We start from the raw sequence: 23682 nt of genomic DNA on the forward strand, positions 1-23682 counted from the left end.
CCTAATGGCACACATTGGATTTACGCAAAATTTTCAACTTCATGGCTCAGTTGCCGACCAACAAACAGGCGAACCGCTCGTTGGCGCTGTCGTAAGGGCTGTTCCACAAGGAGTTTATGATGTGGTTGGATTAGACGGAAACTTTCGTATCAAAGGACTCAAAAAAGGAACTCATACCATCAAAGTAAGCTATGTGGGTTATCAGTCTTTTGAGGAAACTATCGAAATTTCGCAACATACCAACCGCAAAATTCAACTTAAACCTCATGCTAATCAGACACTCGAAGAAGTGGTGGTGTCTGCTAATAGTGATAAATCTTCTGAACTTGCCGCTCGCTCAGCCGAACGCAATGCGCTACAGTTGATGAATATCGTTTCAGGAAAAGCCATCGAAATTTCACCTGATTTAACGGTTGCCAACTTGGTGCAGCGTGTTTCGGGTATCTCAATCGAACGAAATAGTAACGGCGATGGGCAATACGCCATTATGCGTGGTATGGACAAACGCTATAATTATACTTTGGTCAATGGTATCAAAATCCCAAGTCCAGACAATAAATATCGTTATGTACCTTTAGATATATTCCCTTCCGAACTGTTAGGTCGCTTAGAAGTAAGTAAATCTCTTACGCCCGACAAAGAAGGTGATGCCGTTGGTGGTGTAATCAACATGGTGATGAAAGAAGCGCCTACACAACTAGAACTAAAAGCCAATTTGGCTACAGGATACAGCGAATTGTTTATGAATCGCTCATTTGACTCGATGAACAAAAGTTTGATTCATACCCAATCACCGTATGAGGCTTATGGAAAAACGTATTCGGCTACGATACAGGATTTTGCGAAAGGGTTTTTAGATACAAAATCAGCTTCGCCTATGCCAAATATCGTTGCGGGTTTGTCGGCAGGTAACCGCTATATGCATAATCGTTTGGGGGTAATTCTAGCGGGAAGTTTCCAAAATACTTTCCGTGGTAGCAATAGCGATTTTTACAATTCTACTGTTTACGATACAGAAACAACTTCTCGAATTACTAGTTTGGCGCAACGTAATTACTCAGAGCAACAACAACGTTTGGGACTACATGCCAAACTAGATTTTGCCCTCAACTCACGTACTAAATTACAGTGGTACAATGCGTTTATGAATTTGCAAAACTGGCAGGTTCGCCAAACCAAAACTACTGATTTTTCTTCTGGTGGCTATGACCCTGTGGCAGGCAATGCTGGTCTAGGATTTTCGACTCGTTTGAGATATACTCGACAAAGTATTTTTAATTCAACTTTACAAGCTAAACACCAGTTAGCAACAAACCTTTCAGTGAACTGGTCGGCTGTGTATTCTTTGGCAACCAATGCTGTACCAGAAAATACTAGTGTGAATTTTTTAGGAAAAAGAGAAAAATTTGTTGAAACACTTACCTATCCAACTGAAAGCGCTCGTCGTTGGGAGCATAACAACGACCAAGATATAGCGCTTTATGCAAATGTAAATTACCTTTTCAAAGGCATTGATTGGAGTGCGGGTGGTTTGTTTAGAACTAAGCAAAGAGATAATTTTTATAACAACTATATCTTTAAACCTATTAATCCTTTTGCCCTTTATCAAACAGATTATAAGCAATATAGCGATTTGTCTTGGTCGTTAGAAAATCCTCGTGGGACAGTGGCTTCGGCACTCAATTACAAAGCTTCTGAACAAATTGGCGCAGCGTATATCATGGGAAAATGGAGCTCAAAAGAGTGGCAAATTATCACGGGCATACGTACTGAGCATACTTCGCAGGGATATGATATGTTGTATCCATTGGGCGAGCTTCGTCCATCTGGCACGCAAGATTACTGGGATTTTTTGCCAAGTATTCACACAAAATATGCTCTGGAGCATAATCAAACTTACGTTTCTCGTATTTCCGTTCTATCAATCGCCCAGGATTTTTTGAAATTGTGCCAGGGAAAATTGTTAATGAAGAATTCCAAGAACGTGGTAATCCAGACCTAAAACGTGCCGTTGCCGACAACATTGATTTTCGTTATGAGTATTTTCCTAATGCCTCAGACCAATTGATGGCTGGTGTTTTTTATAAGAATATTCAGAATCCTATTGAATATACTTTGCAAGTGGATGAAACCCGTGGACAAGATGTGTTTTATACCCCAGGCAATTTTGGAACAGCTCAAAACTATGGTTTAGAATTAGATGTGATTAAATACTTCCAAAACTTTGGCTTCAAAGCAAACTATACCTACACCAACTCTAGTATTACGACCAAGAAGATGATTCGTATTCGTAATGCCCAAGGCAACCTAGAGCCTCGTAGCGTTGACCAAACTCGTCCGATGTATGGGCAGTCGGCACACGTAGGAAATCTATCTATTTTTTATAAAGATGGTAAAAAAGGCATTGATGCACAATTGGCAGCTTCGTATACAGGCGAGCGTATCAATACCGTATCTCAATTTTTGAACAATGACCTTTGGCAAGAAGCTTTTATCCAAATGGATGCTTCTATCGAAAAAATATAGGGAAACATTGGACGATTTTTGCCAAGGCTAATAACCTTTTAAACACTCCAATGCGTGTTTTTATCAAAAATAGCAACCCTGTCAACTCGTCTATTCCAGAACAATCAAACCTTAGTAACAAAACTTTAATTCGACAAGACTATTATCAACGCAGCTATTTATTGGGCTTGCGCTTCAAACTTTAATTCTAATTTTTACAAAAAACATGAAAACTTCAAGCATTTTAGCAAGTGTCTTGTTGCTGGCATCGCTATGCACAAGCTGTACAAAAGACAATTCAGATCCAAAGCCAGAAGAACAAACTGTAGCGGGCGAAGTATCGGGTACATGGAAAAAAGGAAGCATTATTCAAGTAACTGGCGACATTATTGTTCCTGCTGGAAAAACGCTAAGCATCGAAGAAGGAGTAACCGTGGTGATGGACACAACGGCAAAGCCTGAAATTATCGTTAATGGTAACTTATACGCTACAGGTAATGCGAGTAATCCAGTCAAATTTACCGTTCCAGAAACGGCTCGTACCACAAAATATAAATTCGGTAAGCTTTGGGGTGGAATTTTGGCTAGCAAAACTTGTGCTGAATTAGTGTTAGACAATGTTATCTTAGAATATGGTGGTGCTACGACTACAGAAGCTTCTACTTCAGTAAAATTAGGTCTGTATAAAGCGGCTAGTGGCGAAAACGTGCCAGCGCTTTGGTATTCAAATGTATCAGGTAAATTGGTGGTGGTTAATAGCATTTTCCGCAATTTCAATGAAGACTGTACTTATTTAGAAGGTGGAAGTATTATTTTCTCAAATAATAAATTCTATACTACAGGTGTTACAGGTGGCGAAGCTATCAATATCAAATCGGGCTGTATTGCTGATGTGGCTTATAATTTGGTTTACAGTACCAACACCAACGCTCTTAAACTATCAAACTCAGGCGACCGTACTCCACAAGCATACGTGGTAGCTTACAACAATACCTTGTTAAACACAGGCTGGAGACGCCCAACCATCAAAGGCGGTTCTATCTGGATTGAGGCTAGTGTGCGTGCTGATTTGTACAACAACCTATTGGCTAATTGTCGTTTCGGTATCAAACGTGATGTGAAAAAACCAGAAGATTCTCGTTCGGTGATTCAAAACAACTTGTACTATGGCTATAATCAAACGACGGTAGATCAGTTTCAACCAACAGCCGAAATCGCATCGGGTACAAACGAAATTCGTGGTACAAAGGCGGGAGATAATGATCCTAAATTTGCTAACTATCCATTATCAACCGATGTCATGAATGCTGATTACAATAGCTCATGGGACTTCTCGTTATTATCAGGCTCGGCTGCTTTGAACAAGGGTATCACTACTTTTACGCGTAATTTCAAAACAGGTATTACGGCCAAGGGCAAAACATACACTTCCCCAGAACCAGCCAATTATATTGGTGCATTTGGTGGGAAGTAGATTAATAATGAAGTGAACAGGCACATAGGTGCAAAGGCACAAAGGGTGTGGAGTTTTATAAAAGCTTCATTGATTTAAAAATACTTTGTCACTTTATGCCTTTGCATCTGTTCACTTTGAATAAAACCAACTTATTTCATGAAACTGCTCTTTAAATTATTATCCTTGAGCTTGATTGTTTCGACTCTTGAAAATGCTTGTGCTCAAACGATTATTAAACCCATTGTCATTACCGATTCTGTTAAACATGACACCGACGATCCTGCTATTTGGATAAACCCTCAAAACCCAAGCAAAAGCTTAATTATTGGTACCGATAAAAATCAGGATGGAGCGTTGTTTGTCTTTGATTTACAGGGGAAAATTCAGTCAGACAAGGTTGTGAGAGGACTGAAGCGTCCTAATAATGTAGACATAGAATACGGTCTAAAAATTGGAGGTAAAAAAGTAGATATCGCCGTTACTACCGAGCGAATGAACCACCAACTACGTATTTATTCATTGCCCGACATGAAGCCTATCGACAATGGTGGAATTCCAATGTTTGAAGGAGAAACAGGAACAGAATTCCGTGATTTGATGGGGATAGCTTTGTACAAAACTCCTAAAGGGAAAATTTATGCTATGGTAGGTCGTAAAAATGGTCCTACGACGGGCGGATATATCTGGCAATATGAATTATCGGATAATGGTAAAGGACAAGTAAAAGCTACTTTTATTCGAAAATTTGGTACATATAGTGGCAAAAAAGAAATAGAATCCATTGCAGTCGACGATGCACTAGGCTATGTCTATTATTCGGACGAAGGTGTAGGCGTAAGAAAATACTATGCCGAACCCTCAAAAGGCGATCAAGAATTAGCTTTGTTTGCTACAACAGGTTTCTCAGAAGACCACGAAGGGATTTCGATTTATCAAACATCAGTTCGTAAAGGCTATATTCTTGTCTCCGACCAAGGAGCCAATCAATTTCATATTTTCCCAAGAGAAGGTTCTGCTCAAAATCCTCACGAGCATCCAGAGCTCAAGGTAGTAAAGGTCGAAGCCAAACAAAGTGATGGCTCAGATATTACAGCAATACCTTTGAATAAAACCTTCAAAAAAGGGTTATTCGTTGTGATGAGCGATGATAAAACTTTTCATTTTTATCGTTGGGAAGATATTGCTGGAAAGGATTTGAAATAAAAGCTTAAAACAATTTCGGATTGGGGATTGCGGATTTCGGAAATAAGGTCAAATGCCTCTATTTTTTACGAAAAATAATTGATTACACATCCGCAATCCAACATCCGAAATCTCAGATAAAAAAGAAACCCCACCAATATCGTATCGGTGGGGTTATCTGTGCTAACAATCGCAATATTTAAGAGTAGTTTGTTTTATGCCTAGTTTAGAAGTAAGCCAAACTCGAAACGGTATTAAATAATCAAATAAAATATGATTTTGGTAAATGTATTTACCATTTTAACATGCCTTTGTTAACTTCTTACATTTCTAGTAAAAAGTCTTGGAAAAGACCATTGAAATAAGTTCGCAATACTGTTGGTTTTAATAAAAATCAAAGTGCTCAAAATACCTGAGGTAAGCGATGCTATGATAACCCCAACTTTAATAAAATCTTTTACCTGCGTATGAAGGTAAGAATGCTCAGTAATAAAAATGGCTACAGTCACACCTGTACCTGCCAAAATCCCCATTCCTAAAATATGTACCCAATTAATATTGGTTGGAAGTTTTGCTATATTCAATCGAACAGCAAGCCATGTAGCCATCACAATTCCTAATGGTTTACCTAGTAGCAGTCCAATCAAAACACCAGTAACATGAGATTCCTGAAGGAATTCCAGACTTTCTACGTTGATAGTAACTGCTACATTAGCAAATACAAATAGCGGAACTATCAGATAGTTTACTGGCATGTAAAGCCATCTTTTTAGCTCTTCTATTCGATGAATAGGGATAGAAAGGGCTGTAAAGATTCCTGACAAAGCGGGAGGTAATCCTGCTTGTACCATATTCCACCAAATACAAATTCCTACTAAAAAATAAGGAATAATATGAGTGGTTTTAATATATTTCAATCCAATTAATGCTAGAATACTCAGTAGGATAAGAACGATCTTTAGGCTTGCAACGGTTGGTAAATAAAACGCCACTAACAATGAAATGGCTAATAGATCATCAATAATAACAAGAGCAACAAAAAAAACTTTAATAAAATTGGGCACTTTGTTTCCCAATAACTTTAATATACCTAACGAAAATGCAATGTCTGTGGTCGTTGGAATAATCCAACCAGCGTAATTACTCTGTTTTTGGTTAAAAAAACAGAAAATGGTAATAGGAATAACGAGTCCTCCTATAGCAGCTATTAATGGCAAGTTGGCACGTTGACAAGTTTGTAATTCACCATAAACAAACTCTTTTTTTAAATCGAGACCAATTTCCACCATAAACAACGTCATTAACCCTTTGTTGATAATGTCTAGTGAAGTAATATTTCCTACTTCTGGTATTAATGGTGACGACCAGAACTGAATATAGGCTGTTCCACTGAGAGGGATATTCGCAAATAAAAGGGTTAAAAATAAAGCGTTTAGTAGCAAGAATCCACTTAGTTGACCAGTCTGCTCAATCTCAACGATTGGGCTCGACACATCCTTGATAGGTTCAACAAAAACTTTGTGGATACGCTTTTTCATTTATACTTGGCATGCAACTAAAACATGCCTTTAAAGATGACTAGCTTGGAAGTAATCGTGCCTCGACCGACCTGAATACTTGTAAAATTATATGAGAATAGATGGATGCAAAGTGTTTCAGACACCATCTCTTCAAAATCACTAATTGCCCGGTTGTACATTCTTGTAAACCTTTCTGTAATTCTTTTTTAAATAATAGAGGCGAAAAACTTACCTTCTTCAGAATCAACTTAATATAATTCAAGCGAGAAATTTTCGTTCTCTTTACAGTTCCTTCCATAAGTCAATAAATTTAGTAAATTGATTTTAGGAGAATTTCCTAATAAGACAAATAGGTAGAGTCATAGCATAGGCAACACTGAATCAATAGCACATTTGTTGATGAGAGACCATAAAAAAAGCTTAACAAAGAAGTAAGGGGGCAACTGAGATATCAGACGAGAGCCAGTCAGTAAGCTAATGCCTCATATCTGCCTGCCCCACAACTTCGTTAAACTTCAACATATATTTCTCTTTCCGCTACAAAGTTGTCACTATAAAGTTAAAACTTTCTTAGACAGATATTAGAAAATGCTTAGAATGTAATGTTGCTTGGTAAAACGAGTGTAAATGTGGTGCCAATATTAGGAGATGACTTGACATCAACGGTTCCGCCATGCATACGAGCGATGCGTTCTACTAGCGAAAGCCCAATGCCATAGCCCTTGATGTCGGCAGTTTGACTGCTGCGATAAAATGGTTGGAAGATATAAGATAATTCTGATTCTTGAATGCCAATGCCTTTGTCTTCAATAGCAATTTGAATTTCATCTGGAAGGCAGCGTAAGCGTATAATCGCTTTTTTGTCAAACGAAAACTTACAGGCATTTTCTGCCAAGTTGACAATGGCCGTTTTTAATAAAGCCGAATTACCCAACATACATAGTCCGTCAGGATCTTCTGGAAGCTCATCAAAAAGAATATCAACTTGATATAAAGCATTACTCTTGGTCAAAAGTCCACGCACTTCCCATAGGAGTTCATCTACTCGAACTTTGTCAACCAACAAATCTTGTTTGGCGCCATCGACTTTGGTAAGCTTAAGAAGATTTTGAGTAAGAGCAATGAGTTCTTGAATATCGTCCAAAACCGAATACATGGTTTTTTGATATTCTTGAGGCGTACGTGTTTTGATTAGACTTACCTCTAATTGCGAAGACATTTTGGTCAAAGGATTACGAAGCTCATGGGATACATTCGATACGAACATCCTTTGGAGTTTAAACGTATCCTCAACACGATCAAGTAGTTGGTTGATGGTCTGTGTTAAGCGGTCGATTTCATCTTGATTGTCTTGCTGGCTAAGCCGTAGGTGCATATTTTTGGGAACAATACTGTTGAGCTTTTGACCCATGTCATCAATGGGAGCTATGGCTTTGCCTGCATAATACCAGCCTGCCGCCGAAACCCAAAGTATCACTATCAAAAATAATAAGACCATAATGAGTCTCATTTGTGCCAAAAAAGCCCTTCCATAATCATCAACGGCACTGGCTACTATATAATAAGGCTCTGGTGTTTGGGTGTAATACAACCCTACACCATGGTATTTCCCGTCTCGAAAACGATACTTTTTCTCCAACTGGATTTTGGTCATCAAGTCTTCTGTGAGAGGTAGTCCCTTGCGGTCGTTGGTGGTAAATACCCTTTTCTTGTTTTGATTATAAATCGTGATGTTTTCGCTATGAAGAACGTTTTTGTTACGATCAGTAATCGTTCTCAAAAGGGTAGAATCTACATCGTCTACCACAAAATAGAGTTCGGCGGTAGTTTCGGTACGGTTTGAAAGTCGGCGATAAAAGCTTTCGCTCAGATAGTATTGCGTGTAAAGGTATATCGACAACAATACCGCTAGCAGTATTGTTGAAACGATAAAAATAAATCTTATGGTAAGACTAACCCTTATTTGCATATTATTCTTTTTTCAGTACATAACCCATTCCAAATACAGTATGAATAAGTTTTGTATCGAAGTTTTTATCGATTTTTTTACGTAAATAGTTAATATAAACCTCTACAAAATTGGTGCCTGTATCAAAGCCAATGTCCCAAACATTTTCGGCCAATTGTACTTTTGATAATACTCTACCTTGATTGCGCATCATATATTCCAATAAAGTGAATTCTCTTGCAGTAAGTTCAATTACTTGCCCGTCACGAGTCACTACTTTGGTATCAAGATTCATTTCTAATCCCTCAAATTTAAGGGTTTGGTGAGTCATTAAAGTACTTGAGCCTCGTTTTGTGAGTGAGCGGACACGTGCTAACAGTTCTACAAATTGAAAAGGTTTTACTAAATATTGATCCGCACCAGAGTCGAAGCCATTCACTTTATCTTCTGTTTCGCCTAATGCTGTTAACATCAAAATAGGCGTTTGGATGCCCGATTCACGAAGCTCGCGCGACAATACAAAGCCATTGAGCCCAGGCATGATAATGTCTGTAATGATTAATGAATAATTGTTACGCATAGCCAACTGTCTGGCAATGAGCCCATCATAGGCTATATCTACCTCATAGAGGTTTTCTTCAAGACCTTGCTGAATAGCGTGTAAGGTTTTTGGTTCGTCTTCAACTACTAAAATTCTCATAGTTTTAAAATTTGATTGACATTAAGTAAAAGAAGTTAAGTTTCAGTGCTGATTTATGAATGTCAATTTGTTCTTGCCTAAAATATTTTGTACTCAAAATAAGATTTAAGATTGTGCTTTGGGCTATCAGGTAAGGGCATTAAGCGGTGGGCCATAAAAAGCATTTTAACACTCTATGCCTTGTGCCTGTTGCCTTGACTTAAAGCTTTCAGGTAACTGCTTTCGGCAGAGGGCTTTGTAAAAAAGAATGTCTGTGGTTATAAAAACATTTTAACACTCTTTGCCTTGTGCCTGTTGCCTTGTGCCTAAAAAACAAAAGTCAAATCTAATGTTGCTATTCTTTCAAAAGAACCACTTTTAGCCTACGGCATAAAGCCTAATGCAAACAAAATTATACAATTTCGCCGATGGCTTCATCATTGAGACTTCCCGAACTTCCCTTTTTCTCAGCCGTCATAATACCCAGCATCATCAACACACTGGTAATCAGAATGACAAAAAATAAAATCCCATTGTTAAATGTATTGAGCTTAAATTGTTGAGGAATCCCATAAAACAATAATATGGTAATCAAACCTCGCGGCATCAATAATAACTCTGGCATAGTATTTTTTTGAGACTGAATAAATCGAAGAAAAATAAATCGAATGACAAGTAAGGCCAAGACTACCATCGAGCCTGTTATCCACACTTCTTCTTGACTAAAAATTCCGACATTCATCGAATACCCAAAAAGTATAAAAAAGAAGGTTCTTATCAAAAAAGCTGTTTCTGCCGTAATTGATTTAAGATTGTTTTCTACTTCATCAAACATATGCTGAGGAACACCTTCTACAATTATTTTGGGACGAATAACTTTTCTATTATTGATAAATAGTCCAAAAAATAAGATAATTAACAAAGAAGGTAAGTGTAATAATTTACCCGCCGCATATAGTACCAATAATACCGCAAACAAGAGAAAATACTTCAAATGCAAGGTAATTCTTGATAAAAGATAAATCAGACCGAGTGCTACTACTACCGACAATAATAAAGACCAAACAATATTGAAACCATAAAGTATACCTGACTCGATCGAAATACCTTCGTCGGCGATAAGGTAATTGAAAAATAAAATCCCAAAAATATCAGAAAAAGAGGCCTCATAAATGATAAATTCTCTTTTGTGTGGGAGCAAATTTTCAACACTCGGAATCACAATGGCACTACTGATAATCGACATGGGAGTGGCATATACCAGACAGTTACGAAATGTTTCGCCTGTTGCTTGCTGGATAATCAAAGCAATAGAAAAAGAAGATGCCAGTAAGATAAGCAAGGCCGCAAAAAATGCCTGTGCAATCATTTTAGACTTGTCTCGGCTCAACTCCAAATCAAGACTCGCCTCCAAAATAATCATAATCAACCCTACTACGCCCAGAATCTCAACCGTTTTGTTGACAAACGTTGCTGGTAGTAAGTTTTGTCCAAAAACTTGTCCTAGCAAAATCCCTGTTCCCAGCAATAATAGCACCGATGGAATCGCAAATTTTTTGGCAATTAGGTTGAAAATATAAGATATAATGACACCGCCCGAAAGCAATAAAACAATTTCATAAGTATTCATAATTGTAAATGGTTAATGGTGAAGTGAAGTGGTAATTAGATGTTAATCGTCAATAGTAAGTAGGAAAACGTTATTAGTTAACAGTATATTGGTTATTTTAAGATATTCATAATCAAAAAGTTATAGTCAAATTTCGCCTCTGATATACTATTGATTTAATCTTTCCTAATACTTATATCTGTTATTTAAATACACTCACAATCAAAAGGGTACTATAAAAGTATGCCACAGATATAGGGTTGTTTAATCTTTCTTATTGTTTAACATCCATTGTTTAAGTAATAGGAAATATTAAATTGATAATATGTCTGCGGTACATAGTGATAGTATCCTTCTGATTATGAGTTTATTCTGATAACTGATATACTGTTAACTAATAACTCCCTTTTACTTACTACGAAAAAATAATACCTTAAGCTTGTGTTCAAGAATGTCGAAATACTTCATAGCATGCAAGAAATCCACGTTTGTTTTAAAAATCGTTAAGAAAAAATTAGAAATTGCTTAGAGAGGTTTAGGGATATAGGTTACTATAAATTTATTAAATCTTTATGAAAGACATACACAAAGATTGGTAAATTTGGTATCTTGAAAGTTAAAATAATTACTCTTGTGGCATCACTAGGCCTTATCAAATAGCAATAGAATGAAAAGAAAATTATATCAATATGGGATTTTGTTGGGACTTCTTATGAGTGTAAGTGCTTGCCGAAAAGATATGCGCTTATTCGACAAAGATGTACGCACAACTTTAGAAGAGTTTGCTAAACAAAATCCTGAAACAAAGCTACAAGTAACTACACGTTTAGGAAACTTTACGATACAGCTATACGAAGGCACGCCATTACACCGAGCGAACTTTGTTCGTCTGGTAAAAGGTGGGTATTATACCGATTTATTCTTTTATCGAGTTGTCTATGAAACAGCTATTCAAGGAGGTGCCGAATGGATGTATCGCCTCGACTATGATTTACCCACCGAAGTAGATACCTCTAAGTTTCGACACAAGCGTGGTGCAGTGGCTATGGCACAATACGACCCAAGTATGAACCCTGAAGGCAACACTTCAGCAAGTGAGTTTTTTATTATCACAAATGCGGAGGAAGCTCGCAAATTTGATGGCATTTACACGGTAGTTGGAGAGGTAACAGAAGGAATGGATGTGGTCGATAAAATTAAAGAGGCAAGAGCTTTCAACGAAAAACCTGTCGATCCCGTAAAGTTTTCTATTCGTATTCTTGAATAAGAAACAATTGGGAGTTGTGAATGTAAAGTGTTGATTGATAGATTTTTAGTAGCTTTAGTGCTAAAGCTGCTAAAAATCTGTCAATCAATATTTTGCTGAGAGCTCATAGCTGAATGCCACATAGTTGAATTTGGCTATTAAAAACCAATCGGCTCTCGTTGTTTTTGCTGAAGAATACGATAGGCTTCTAAATACAATTGTTGTTCAAATTTTTCTTTCCAAAACTTGAGTTCTACTTCCAAGCGGAGGTTTTCAGCTTTAAGATGTTTGATTTCCTCTAACACAGTATCTACTTGTGGAGATACGGACAATTCGTTTTCTCCCCAAAGTACAGGTAGATCCAATACTTTGGATAAATCTTGAGCACGCTTGATACTAAGTTCAGTTTTGCCTCGCTCAATGTCGCCATAAGCAGTGGTCGAAATACCTAGCATATCGGCTACGTTTTCTTGTGAAAGCCCTTTGAGTACACGAGCTTTTCGGATTTTATCAGGAATAGAATCTTGTTGTTTCATATACCTTATTAGGTTGAGTTGGTTACGATGGACTAAGAAATAAATTTGGTTAGTCGAGTAAAATTTTATGAAAAAATATCCACTTTACCTTCGACTAATTAATCTAATAGCTCAATTTATATAATCCTTTGATTTACAAGAAGGTATTTTAAATACTTTTTGAGATACAAAAAAAATAGCATGCGAAATCGTATTTTCCGAGAATTTATCTGAAAATCTGATTAGGATTTTTTCATAGATTTTGCATCTTTGTTTAAAAGAACTACCTCTTAGTTGCAAAACACTGTAAGATGACTTGAAAGTTCAACGACAATGTGCCTCGAACCATTTTACAGATTTTGAAGTTTACAGTTTAAAATAACGGTTATAAAATTATGTTTCACAAAGATTTAAGTTCAGAAGAATTCAGAAAATATGCTGTTCATCACAGAGGTTTGAATGGCTTAGCAGTAGATCAGTACATGAATCAGATAGGTGGGCAGAGCCGTCCATTTATTGAAGACATGACTCAATATATCATTGAAGAGCGCCCAATGCGTTTTGCTCAAATCGACGTATTCTCACGTTTGATTATGGACCGTATTATTTTTATGGGTGTTCCTGTAGATGATTATATGGCTAATATCATTGTAGCACAAATGTTGTTTATGGAGTCGACAGACGCTCGTAAAGACATTATGATGTATATCAACAGCCCAGGTGGTTCGGTATATGCTGGTTTGGGTATTTATGATACTATGCAGTATATCCGCCCTGATGTAGCTACGATTTGTACATCTTTAGCGGCGTCGATGGGTGCTGTATTATTGGCTGGTGGTGCAGCTGGTAAGCGTTCGGCTCTTCCTCATGCACGTATTATGATTCACCAACCATCAGGTGGAGCGCAAGGTCAGTCTCGTGATATTGAAATTACAGCTCGCGAAATCGTAAAAATTCGTAAAGAATTGTATGATATTTTGGCACAACACTCAGGAAAATCGTTTGAAGAAATCGAACGTGACTCTGATCGTGACTACTGGATGCGTGCTGAAGAAGCTAAAGAATATGGCTTAATCGATGAGATTCTTACTCGCGAACCGTAGTTGATTGGACATATTTGTTGATTTACGAAAATTTTGCTTTTGACGTAAATCACCATATAAATGCTTACTCCTTTAGGATAGGGGTAAGCATTTTTAGTATAAATTCAGTACTTTTGTGAATGGTTGAACCAAACAGTTGCCTGAAGTACGTTGAAACAACTGCCATTGTGGGAACCCTTCTTTTTCAAATTGTATTTTACAAGAGTTGAGATATAGTAACAATCACACAACTCTCTTATTTTTTACATAGAATGAAACAACAACAACAGCCTCATTGTACGCTATGTGGTCGTGGCCAAAAAGATGTGCCATTGCTATTACAAGGTATGGAGGGTCATGTATGTAGTGAATGTGTCACTCAGGCTTATCAGGTAGTGCAGCAAGAAGCTAATCCTTCGTCACGTAGCTTTAAGGGTGACAAAAAGAAAGGTGGAGCTCGCTTCGAATTGGTAAAGCCGATTGAGATGAAAAAGTATCTTGACCAATATGTAATTGGACAAGATGAGGCAAAAAAACACCTTTGCGTAGCTGTTTATAACCACTACAAAAGATTGATGCAACCTAAAACGGATGATGATGTACAGATTGAAAAATCTAATATCATCATGGTAGGTGAAACAGGAACAGGGAAAACGTATTTGGCTCGTACGATTGCCAAAATGCTTCAAGTACCTTTCTGTATTGCCGATGCTACTGTGATTACCGAAGCAGGTTATGTGGGTGAAGACGTAGAAAGTATCCTGACTCGTTTGTTGCAAGCAGCAGATTATGATGTTGCTAAAGCCGAAATGGGTATTGTCTTCATTGATGAAATAGATAAAATTGCACGTAAGTCCGACAACCCATCAATTACACGTGATGTATCGGGTGAAGGAGTACAACAAGCGCTATTGAAACTATTGGAAGGGGCTGTTGTAAACTGCCCGCCACAAGGAGGTCGTAAGCACCCAGAGCAAAAAATGATTGCGGTAAATACCGAGAATATCTTGTTTATCTGTGGTGGTGCATTTGACGGTATCCAACGCCATATTGCTAATCGCTTGAATACTCAGCCAGTAGGTTTTAAGAAAGGTGCTAATTTTGTGGATGAATTTGACGAACAGAATTTGTTACGTTATGTTTCTTCTCAAGACTTAAAATCATTTGGCTTGATTCCTGAATTGTTGGGACGTTTGCCAGTGCTTACTTCATTGAATCCATTGGATGCAGAAACATTACTTTCGATATTGAAAGAGCCTAAAAATGCAATTACAAAGCAATATGAAAAGCTTTTCAAAATGGAAGATATCGATATTCATTTTGATGACGACGCTTTGTTGTATATTGTCGAACAAGCAATGGAGTTTAAATTAGGGGCTCGTGGTTTGCGCTCGATTTGTGAAGCCATTATCACCGATGCGATGTTTGAGCTACCTTCTCAAGATGAAATTAAAGAATTTAATGTAACACTTGAATATGCGCGCTCTAAGTTTGAAAAAGCGGCTTTGCATAGAATGAAGAAGGTTGCATAAAAATAAATTACGAATCCCCGAACACATTGTTTGGGGATTTTTTGTTATATAGTAATATTAGCTTTGTGCTTTTGGGAAAAAAATTAGGATTGAGTTTTTTCAAATTCATAATCTCTTTTTAGCATCTCAAATGCTACTTTATAAAGAGCGAAGGTATTTTCCATATTTCCGAAATCAGAAATCCCCAATCCATAATAGCTAATAGCCATTCAATTATTCTCAAAACATTACGGATATGATACAGAAAAAAGTAGTAGTATTATTACATGGGTTTGGTGAAGACTCGACCGTATGGTTGGGAATAGTCCCTTACTTACAAAAGAGTTTACTGGTATTTACGCCAGATTATGCCAAGGAAACATCCTTGAAAACAATGGAAGATTATGCCGATTTTGTAGCAAAACAGTTACAAGATGCCGGGGTAAGCCAATGCACTATGATTGGGCACTCGATGGGAGGGTATATCGCTTTGGCATTTGCTGAGAAGTACCCTGACATGATTACTGGATTAGGTCTATTTCACTCCACAGCTTATAGCGATTCGGACGAAAGGAAAGCATTACGTTTGAAAAATGTTGATTTCTTGAAAACGTATGGGACGGAGGTTTTTATCAAAAACTTTACCCCAAATCTCTATAGCGAAGAGTTTAATGCTCAAAACCCAGAGGTAGTACAAAAGCATATCGACTATTCGTCTCAATTACCAGTGGAAGCCTTGATGGTGGCTATGGATGCAATGCGTATTCGCCCAGATCGTAGAGAGGTATTAACCAATGCCAAGTATCCTGTGATGATGATTATTGGCAAAAAAGATAAAAGTATTCCTGTGGCAGATGCACTTGAGCAATTGGCTTTGGCAGGCAATACGAGCTCATTGGTACTCGATACTGTTGGGCACATGGGCATGTACGAAGAGCCAGAAGAGTGTGTAAGATTTATCAAGAAATTCTTGTTGAAGTAGGTTATATGTTACTCGATAGAGCTTTAGGCATTAGGCGGAATAGCCTCCATGAATTCGTGAGAAATTTATTGCCGATAGCTCATAGCTGAAAGCCAATAGCCCAATAATTGCCAAACAGAAAAAGCTGACTCTTTCGAGCCAGCTTTTTCTGTTTGTGCAATTATATGAGATTAGAATTTATCCCAGAAAAGTTTTGTATTGATTTTGTCCGCATCTATTGTTGTTGAAGCAGCTTTCCAGTTTAACTCAATATCCTGAATTTTTAAGCCAAAGAGAAAAAATGGCTAACGTTTAGTTTTGTTTCGATGAAGTTATACTTCCAAAGATGTCAACTCAAAGCGCTCGCCATCAAAAAGGCCGAGGTCTGAAAGCTTCAAATTTGGAATAACTAGGAGTGCCATAAATGAAAGACTCATAAAGGGTGATTTCAGGTTGGTTCCTAATTGTTTTGCATATTTATCAATTTCCGAATAATTATTTGCTATATCATAGCCATTTTCTCCTGACATAAGTCCAGCAATCGGTAATGGAAGTATTTTATTTTGTCCGTCACCCGACACTGCTGATACGCCACCTTGTACCTCAATGATTAGGTTTACAGCATCAGATATGGCTTGTTCGTCGACGCCAACTACCACAATATTATGCGAATCGTGGGCCACAGACGAGGCAATAGCGCCTGATTTTAATCCGAAATTTTTTATAAAACCAATCGCTGGAGAGGCATCTTTATAGCGATTTACTACCGCAATTTTCAAAATATCTCGCTCAACATCCGAAACAATCGCACCATTTACGACCTTCGCTTGGTGCTCAGACTTCAAAGTTATCAATTGTCCATCTAGTACTTCTATGACTTTAATCATAGCATTATCAGGATTTTGCGCATTTACTACAAAATCTTCAGAAGTCTTTAACGAACAACTAAATTGGTTTTGTATTTCACTACTAAGATTTTGAATAAATGACTCTCTATGCTCTGCAATTTTTTCACCATTCAAATAGGTCGCCAAAATGTTAAAAGCAATAGGGTTGTCTATCAACACAAAATCGGCTGGGTCGTTTGCTCGCAACAGGCCTACTGGCAATTGGTAATGCAATACAGGATTGACACAAGCTACTTGCAAAATCTCAAACAATAAATCTGGATATAATGCCAATGCTCGCTTCACTAGCTCGTTGATATGCCCTTCCACTAAATTGTCGGGATGTTTATCATCTGAACAAAACATCATATTGTGGTAGTGCTCAGGCAATAGTCCAATTAAGGCATCAAAATTTTTGGCTGCAGACCCTTCACGAATCAGGATTTTCATGCCATATTTGAGTTTATCGAGTGCCTCTTCGGCTGTAAAACATTCATGGTCTGTTTGACAACCAGCTTCTATATAGCGTTTGGCTGCTTCTCCTCTCAAGCCGGGGGCGTGACCATCTACGGGTTTGTTGTAATGTTGTGCCAAGCTAATTTTAGACAACATATCGGGGTCTCCGTTTAATACCCCAGGGAAATTCATGACTTCAGCCAAATAACCAACTTCTGGATAGTTATCAAATAAATAGGCAATATCTTCGGGTGTAATAGTTGCTCCCGCAGTTTCAAAAGTGGTAGCAGGAACACATGAGGGTGCCCCAAAACAAAACTTAAAAGGTACTTGGCGGGCATTTTCAATCATGTATTCCACGCCTTTTACTCCTAAGACATTACCAATTTCGTGTGGATCCGAGATTGTCGAAACAGTACCGTGTACCACCGCCAGTCTGGCAAACTGTACTGGTGTAAGCATTGAGCTTTCGATGTGCACGTGTGCATCCACAAAACCTGGGAGAATATAAGGTGTATTGGGTTGGGGAGTTGAAGCTAATTCAATGATTTCTTTGATATAACCGCCTTCAATCGTAATTTGACAGTAAGAAATATTTTTATCAAGTATGTTGATGAGGTTTGCTTGAATCTGCATAAGAGTATGGTTTTGATATTCAGATGTTTACAGAGTAAATGAGTTTAATCAACTTTTGTGATTCTCTCAACTCTGGTTCAAGTTACTTATCTTTGTACAAAATATCTATTCAATGAAGAAAATCATTATTGCTCTCGACGGCTATTCAAGTTGTGGAAAAAGCACCACCGCAAAGCGCGTGGCAGCTCAATTAGGATACGCTTTTATTGACACAGGTGCGATGTATCGTGCCGTTAGTTTGTATTTTCATGAGCATCATATTAGCCTTACAAATCCCAAGGAAATTGAAAAGGCACTGAGCGAGATTCATATTTCATTTCAGTTCAACGAGCACCGTGGCGCAAGCGATGTGTACCTCAATGGGTTGAATGTGGAAGGTGAAATTCGTAAGATGTATATTTCGCAAATGGTAAGCGAAGTAAGCGCTATCACAATCGTACGAAAAGCCATGGTGGCCCAACAACAAAAAATGGGAAAAAGTCGTGGTGTAGTAATGGACGGTCGTGATATTGGAACAAAAGTATTTCCTGATGCCGAAGTCAAAGTGTTTATGACGGCCGACCCAGTGATTCGTGCCGAAAGACGTCAGTTGGAGCTTTTGCAAAAAGGAGAGATGATTGACCTCGAGGAAATTTTAGAGAACCTCAAGAAAAGAGATATTATCGATTCTACTCGTGAAGAGGGACCATTGGTACAAGCGGAGGATGCTATTTTGATGGATACCTCCTTTATGACTTTAGAAGAACAAGTAGACTTTGTGATTCAGTTGCACGATGCAAGAGTGGCACTCCTAGATTAATAGTAAAATATTGAACAATATAATCTTCGAAAACCATACAATACGATTGATAGTTATTACTTTAAATTACCAAACCATTGATGCTGAATAGTCAAGAAGTTTTCAGTATCAATGGTTTTTAGTTTTTGAGAAAAATGTAGTCAATAGCGACTATCTGTGAAGAGAAAAACCTTTTTCTAGGTCTAATACTTTAGAAATGACAACAAAACATTACGATTATTTATTGGTAGGACAAGGACTTGCGGGGTCTTTATTAGGGTATAGCTTGGCAAAGCGTGGGTATTCAATCATGGTATTGGACAATTACGAACAACCATCATCTTCGCGAGTTGCTGCTGGCATTTACAACCCTGTTACTGGACGTAAACTCGTAAAAACATGGTTGGCGGATACGATTTTTCCTTTTCTCAAAACATATTATACCGAACTGGAAAAAGAGTTAGGGAAAAACTTCTTTCATCCGATGCAGATGTTTCGTCCGTTTCCTAATCAAGAAGTAAAGGATTTTCTTTTGCAAGAAACGGCTGTTGCCAATTATGGCGATTTTGGAAAATATCATACACCCGACGAATCCCTCAAAAGTGTGGTGAAAAGTGAGCTTGGAGGAGTAATGACAGATCATTCTGGATGGGTAGAACTGCCTCTGATGTTGGATGCTTTTCGAGAATATTTTGAAAAAAAACAATGTTTGCTGCAACACTTATTCGATTATCAGGGTCTTCATCTTGAAAACAATACTTACCAAGTAAATAGCGAATTGACGCTGACCTTCAATAAATTAATTTTTTGTGAAGGTTTTTACGGACGTAATAACCCTTATTTTTCGTGGTTGCCGTTCAACCCCGTAAAAGGAGAAGTGCTTCGAGTAAAGTTTAAAGAAGAAATTTCCTTGAAAGAAATGGTTAACCAAGGCGTCTTTGTGATACCACTTCCCAACGGACGAGCAAGGGTTGGCGCTACTTACAGTTGGCACGACTTGGATTGGATACCAACCGAAAAAGGAAGAGCCGACCTATTGGAAAAATACAATAAGCTCATGTTGGCAGACATTGAAGTGGAGGAGCAACTCGCAGGGGTACGTCCTGCTACCAAAGACCGTCGTCCCATTGTGGGTTTACATCCAGTACATACCAATTTGGGGGTATTTAATGGATTAGGTTCAAAAGGTGTTTCATTAGCGCCATATTTTGCCGAACAATTTGTTGACTTTTTGGTCAATAAAAAAGAACTTGACTCAGAAGTCAATATAAATCGTTTTGGTTCGTTATATTTAGGCCAAAAGCAATCTTAAGAAGTTACTCTAGGCGATAAGCAATATGCGCTAAGCTTGGATTTGTGAAGGATAATCCAATAAGTTTGGTTCTCTAATACCACATAATTTTAAGCTTTTCGTAGCAACAATACCCAAGCTGAATCAACAATGAAAAAAACTATACTAGTACTATCTCTGCTAGCCTCGTTTTATGCTGATGCCCAAACTACTTTTCCTACACAGGAGCAGTTTGGGAAAAATAGAATTCAATACCGCCCATTTCACTGGAAAGTTTTAAGTACACAAAACTTTGAAGTATATTATTATGAAGGTGGTCAGCAGAATGCAACATTAGCGATTCAAATGGCCGAATCTGAATTCGACCGTATTACCGACGTTTTGGGCTATTCTCCTTTTAACCGCACAAAGATTTTTGTGTATAACGCTACTTCTGACCTTAATCAAAGTAATGTGGGATTGAGCTTGTCGAGCGAAAAAGAGATTCGTGAAGAGAATTTGGCAAAATCTCGTATCGAAATAGCGTACTCGGGAAGTGCAGCAACGTTTCGTAAAGAACTTACTCGTGAGATTTCAAGGGTGTTTATCCATGATATGTTGTATGGTGGAAGTATCAAAGAATCTTTGCAAAACTCCTTGTTGTTGAGCGTACCAGAGTGGTTTATTTCAGGTATTTCTCAATATATTGCTGAGGGTTGGAGTACCGAGTTGGACTCGTACATGAGCGACGCCATTATCAATAAGTTTATCAAACGCCCTAGTCAAACGGCTGGGCGTGAAGCAGGCTTGATTGGTCAATCGGTTTGGAACTACATTGCAGAGCGCTATGGGCGTGAAAATATCTCTAATATTCTCAACCTTACCCGTATTATTCGTAATGAACAAACCTCTATTTCGAGTACCCTAGGAATGCCTTTTTCTAGATTTCTTAAAGAATGGAGAGAGTTTTATACCAGCAATGCCGAAGCTACAATCGCCAATTATACCCTCCCACAATATGATTTTAAGATAGGACAACAAGCGCTGAATGCTCCCAACCACCTTAATCAATTTAAAATCAGTCCAGACGGTAACTTTTTGGCTTTGACCCGCAATGATTTGGGTCGTTCGAGTGTGGAGGTGGTTAACCTCAAAACAAAACGTACCGAAACCATCCTGTCAAGTGGCTTCAAAACACTCAACCAGTCGATTGACCATACTTTGCCATTAGTATCTTGGACAAAAGGTGGTTCGTTGGCGGTAATTTTTGAAGACCGTGGAGACATGGTGTTGTATTTGTTTTCGGACATTAGTGAAAAAGATTTATCAGGTAAATTACAAACCAAAAGAGTATTAAAGAATTTTGCCCAAATCAGTGATTTTGATATTTCGGATGCTGGAACTCAAATTGTATTTAGTGCTGAAAGTAAAGGGCAGAATGACTTGTTTTTGCTAGATGTAGCCCGTTCTTCAGTTAGCCAATTGACCAATGACCTGTATGACGATTTGAATCCTCAATTTGTTGGAAGTGCAGGAAAAGTCGTATTTGTATCCAATCGTTTGAAGGACTCATTGGAGGTAGATAAAGGCACGCATAAGTCTGTTACAAATCCTTTCAAATTGTTTTTGCATGAAGGAAAACCTAAAGCTGAGACTGTAAAGGTACTTGTTGATTCATTAGGTAATATCTCTCACCCAGTAGTTGCCGATGGCAATACGATATATTTTCTGAGTGATGAAAAAGGTATTCGTAACATCTATAAATTGATTGCAGGAGAAAATGAGCCTAATTTAGTTAGTGCTTTCCGTACTGATATTATAAGTTTTGATTATGCCTTGTCAAGTAATAGCTTGGTGTATCGCTTCATCGATAATAATCAAGATATAATCGCTTACCAAAAAAATGCAGATTTGAGTATCAAATCTAATATCCCATTTACCAATCGTAATGTAAGGTTGTTTGGCGCACCAGTCGTAAATACAGTGAAAGCTCCCAACACTGCTCCCAAACCTACAGAAACACCCAAAGAGAATTTGACTCAACCAAGTATCAAACTTTTACCTGGCGAAATAGATACCGATAATTATCAGTTTGATGATAATACAACAGCCAAAGCGCCTGCTTCTAACACAGCCGACAAGAAGAATGATAGAAAAACTCGTACTGAACGAATTTTGTCATCAAAACAGGCCAGAAAAGATAACATAAAAATCAAAGGACCTACCGACTACAATAATGCTTTTGTGGTAAATGGTACAGAAACCGATTTTGTCGTTGACCCACTACCACAAAGAGGATTTGGATTGAATGCCAACCTAAAGATGAATGATTTGTTGGAAAATCATTTGTTGAAAACAGGGTTGTTTTTAACCCCAAATCTAAAAAATTCAGATTTGTGGGCAGAATATTCTTACTTGGCACAGAAAATAGATTACTCAGTAAGATTCGATAGAAGAACTACCAGCGACGATGGTGAGATACAGGATATAAAATACCGTTTGAACAAGGTAGCATTTACCGCTGCGTATCCGATTAATACCAACTCAAGAGTATCAGTTTCAACTAACTTTATTACGACTCGTTATTATGAGTTTGACCTAAATACAAGTGTGATTGCGCCATATTTGCCAACAATCAATGCGGATTATGTAGGTGCTAGAGCTGAGTATGTGTACGATAATACGATTAGTCATGGGTTAAATCAATTAGAAGGAACACGATTCAAAGTTCGCTATGATCATTACACAGGTGTAACGTCGGCTTCTGATGGTTTTGAAAAAATTAATGTAGATATTCGTCATTATATCCGTCTTGGCAAAGGAACGATTTTGGCATTTCGTGGAGCAGGTGGACATTCTTTTGGAAATGCGCCCAAAGCAACAATAATGGGAGGTGCCGACAACTGGATTGGTCGTACTTATGAGGCTACCAACAATAAAAATAATCCATTTACCGCAAGTAGTATCGAAAAAGATTTGTTCTTTCTCGATTACGCAACGCCGCTGAGAGGTTTTAATATGAACAAGATTTCGGGTAGTAGCTTTATGGCTCTGAATGCCGAGGTGCGTTTCCCAATTGCGAAATACTTGTACTCGGGGCCAATCTATTCTAATTTCTTTAAAAACTTACAGCTAACAGGTTTTACCGATGTAGGTACTGCTTGGACAGGTATTGGTCCTTTTTCTCGTAGAAATGCTTTTAATACGTATGTGTTGCCAAATCTTACGCCTGCCCAAATCGCCAATGGTGAAAACATTCCATTTAGAGCAACTATTACCGACTTCCGTAGTCCGTTCTTAGTGGGCTATGGCATTGGCGCACGAACAACTATTTTAGGATACTTTGTTAAGTTCGATGTTGGCTGGGGCTTAGAAAACAAAGAGGTAAAAGCGCCAATTTCGTATCTGACTTTGGGATATGATTTCTAGTAAATAAAGAGC

At 37.9% G+C, this 23682-nt stretch carries 17 protein-coding genes; 11 read left to right on the forward strand and 6 right to left on the reverse strand.

The features are described 5' to 3' along the window. Nucleotides 1–4: 4 nt before the first annotated feature. The 4 genes from BWI92_RS07560 to BWI92_RS07570 all read left to right on the forward strand — a co-directional run bounded on the left by BWI92_RS07560 (nucleotide 5) and on the right by BWI92_RS07570 (nucleotide 5164). Complete coding sequence (locus BWI92_RS07560) at nucleotides 5–2002, forward strand: TonB-dependent receptor (RefSeq protein WP_229362779.1); 1998 nt, start codon at nucleotides 5–7, stop codon at nucleotides 2000–2002. Further along, entirely contained in the window at nucleotides 1948–2526 is a 579-nt protein-coding gene (locus BWI92_RS28100) for a TonB-dependent receptor domain-containing protein (RefSeq protein ID WP_229362781.1), read from the forward strand. Before BWI92_RS07560 ends, BWI92_RS28100 begins: the two co-directional genes overlap by 55 nt. A gap of 205 nt (nucleotides 2527–2731) precedes the next feature. Then, complete coding sequence (locus BWI92_RS07565) at nucleotides 2732–3979, forward strand: hypothetical protein (protein ID WP_095161508.1); 1248 nt, start codon at nucleotides 2732–2734, stop codon at nucleotides 3977–3979. Between the two features lie 138 nt (nucleotides 3980–4117). Next, nucleotides 4118–5164 (forward strand): phytase, encoded by a 1047-nt coding sequence (locus tag BWI92_RS07570; RefSeq protein WP_095161510.1) that lies wholly within the window; start codon nucleotides 4118–4120, stop codon nucleotides 5162–5164. 293 nt (nucleotides 5165–5457) lie between these two features. Here BWI92_RS07570 and nhaA read toward each other — a convergent pair whose 3' ends face one another. From nhaA to BWI92_RS07595, 4 genes are all read right to left on the reverse strand, one after another. Next, on the reverse strand, nucleotides 5458–6681 hold the full coding sequence (gene nhaA / locus BWI92_RS07575; RefSeq protein WP_095161512.1) for a Na+/H+ antiporter NhaA: 1224 nt from the start codon (nucleotides 6679–6681) through the stop codon (nucleotides 5458–5460). 574 nt (nucleotides 6682–7255) lie between these two features. Continuing rightward, complete coding sequence (locus tag BWI92_RS07585; protein WP_095161516.1) at nucleotides 7256–8632, reverse strand: HAMP domain-containing sensor histidine kinase; 1377 nt, start codon at nucleotides 8630–8632, stop codon at nucleotides 7256–7258. A gap of 1 nt (nucleotide 8633) precedes the next feature. Continuing rightward, nucleotides 8634–9311: a response regulator transcription factor gene (locus tag BWI92_RS07590; RefSeq protein ID WP_095161518.1), complete on the reverse strand. Its 678-nt coding sequence runs from the start codon at nucleotides 9309–9311 to the stop codon at nucleotides 8634–8636. 391 nt (nucleotides 9312–9702) lie between these two features. Beyond that, on the reverse strand, nucleotides 9703–10920 hold the full coding sequence (locus BWI92_RS07595) for a cation:proton antiporter (RefSeq protein ID WP_095161520.1): 1218 nt from the start codon (nucleotides 10918–10920) through the stop codon (nucleotides 9703–9705). 646 nt (nucleotides 10921–11566) lie between these two features. On the opposite strand from BWI92_RS07595, the gene BWI92_RS07600 reads away from it, so the two are divergent. Further along, a complete protein-coding gene (locus tag BWI92_RS07600) occupies nucleotides 11567–12166 on the forward strand; it encodes a peptidylprolyl isomerase (protein WP_095161522.1) in 600 nt (199 codons plus the stop codon). A 137-nt stretch (nucleotides 12167–12303) separates the two neighbouring features. Here BWI92_RS07600 and BWI92_RS07605 read toward each other — a convergent pair whose 3' ends face one another. Next, the gene (locus BWI92_RS07605; RefSeq protein ID WP_095161524.1) at nucleotides 12304–12681 is read right to left on the reverse strand and encodes a helix-turn-helix transcriptional regulator; all 378 of its coding nucleotides are present in this window, start codon (nucleotides 12679–12681) and stop codon (nucleotides 12304–12306) included. Nucleotides 12682–13055: 374 nt separating this feature from the next. Between BWI92_RS07605 and BWI92_RS07610 the strand changes: the two genes are divergently transcribed. The 3 genes from BWI92_RS07610 to BWI92_RS07620 all read left to right on the forward strand — a co-directional run bounded on the left by BWI92_RS07610 (nucleotide 13056) and on the right by BWI92_RS07620 (nucleotide 16235). Beyond that, nucleotides 13056–13763: an ATP-dependent Clp protease proteolytic subunit gene (locus BWI92_RS07610; protein WP_095161526.1), complete on the forward strand. Its 708-nt coding sequence runs from the start codon at nucleotides 13056–13058 to the stop codon at nucleotides 13761–13763. Between the two features lie 251 nt (nucleotides 13764–14014). After that, nucleotides 14015–15274: an ATP-dependent Clp protease ATP-binding subunit ClpX gene (gene clpX / locus BWI92_RS07615; RefSeq protein WP_095161528.1), complete on the forward strand. Its 1260-nt coding sequence runs from the start codon at nucleotides 14015–14017 to the stop codon at nucleotides 15272–15274. A gap of 235 nt (nucleotides 15275–15509) precedes the next feature. After that, on the forward strand, nucleotides 15510–16235 hold the full coding sequence (locus tag BWI92_RS07620) for an alpha/beta fold hydrolase (RefSeq protein WP_095161530.1): 726 nt from the start codon (nucleotides 15510–15512) through the stop codon (nucleotides 16233–16235). Nucleotides 16236–16546: 311 nt separating this feature from the next. On the opposite strand, the gene ade is transcribed toward BWI92_RS07620, so the two are convergent. Further along, on the reverse strand, nucleotides 16547–18193 hold the full coding sequence (gene ade / locus BWI92_RS07625) for an adenine deaminase (protein ID WP_095161532.1): 1647 nt from the start codon (nucleotides 18191–18193) through the stop codon (nucleotides 16547–16549). Nucleotides 18194–18305: 112 nt separating this feature from the next. Between ade and cmk the strand changes: the two genes are divergently transcribed. The 3 genes from cmk to BWI92_RS07640 all read left to right on the forward strand — a co-directional run bounded on the left by cmk (nucleotide 18306) and on the right by BWI92_RS07640 (nucleotide 23670). Continuing rightward, entirely contained in the window at nucleotides 18306–18992 is a 687-nt protein-coding gene (cmk, locus tag BWI92_RS07630; protein ID WP_095161534.1) for a (d)CMP kinase, read from the forward strand. 196 nt (nucleotides 18993–19188) lie between these two features. Then, the gene (locus BWI92_RS07635; RefSeq protein ID WP_095161536.1) at nucleotides 19189–20283 is read left to right on the forward strand and encodes an FAD-binding oxidoreductase; all 1095 of its coding nucleotides are present in this window, start codon (nucleotides 19189–19191) and stop codon (nucleotides 20281–20283) included. A gap of 129 nt (nucleotides 20284–20412) precedes the next feature. Continuing rightward, the gene (locus BWI92_RS07640; protein ID WP_095161538.1) at nucleotides 20413–23670 is read left to right on the forward strand and encodes a hypothetical protein; all 3258 of its coding nucleotides are present in this window, start codon (nucleotides 20413–20415) and stop codon (nucleotides 23668–23670) included. Nucleotides 23671–23682: the final 12 nt, after the last annotated feature.

It is taken from the genome of Flectobacillus sp. BAB-3569 (assembly GCF_002270355.1).
GTDB classification, from domain to species: Bacteria; Bacteroidota; Bacteroidia; order Cytophagales; family Spirosomataceae; genus Flectobacillus; species Flectobacillus roseus.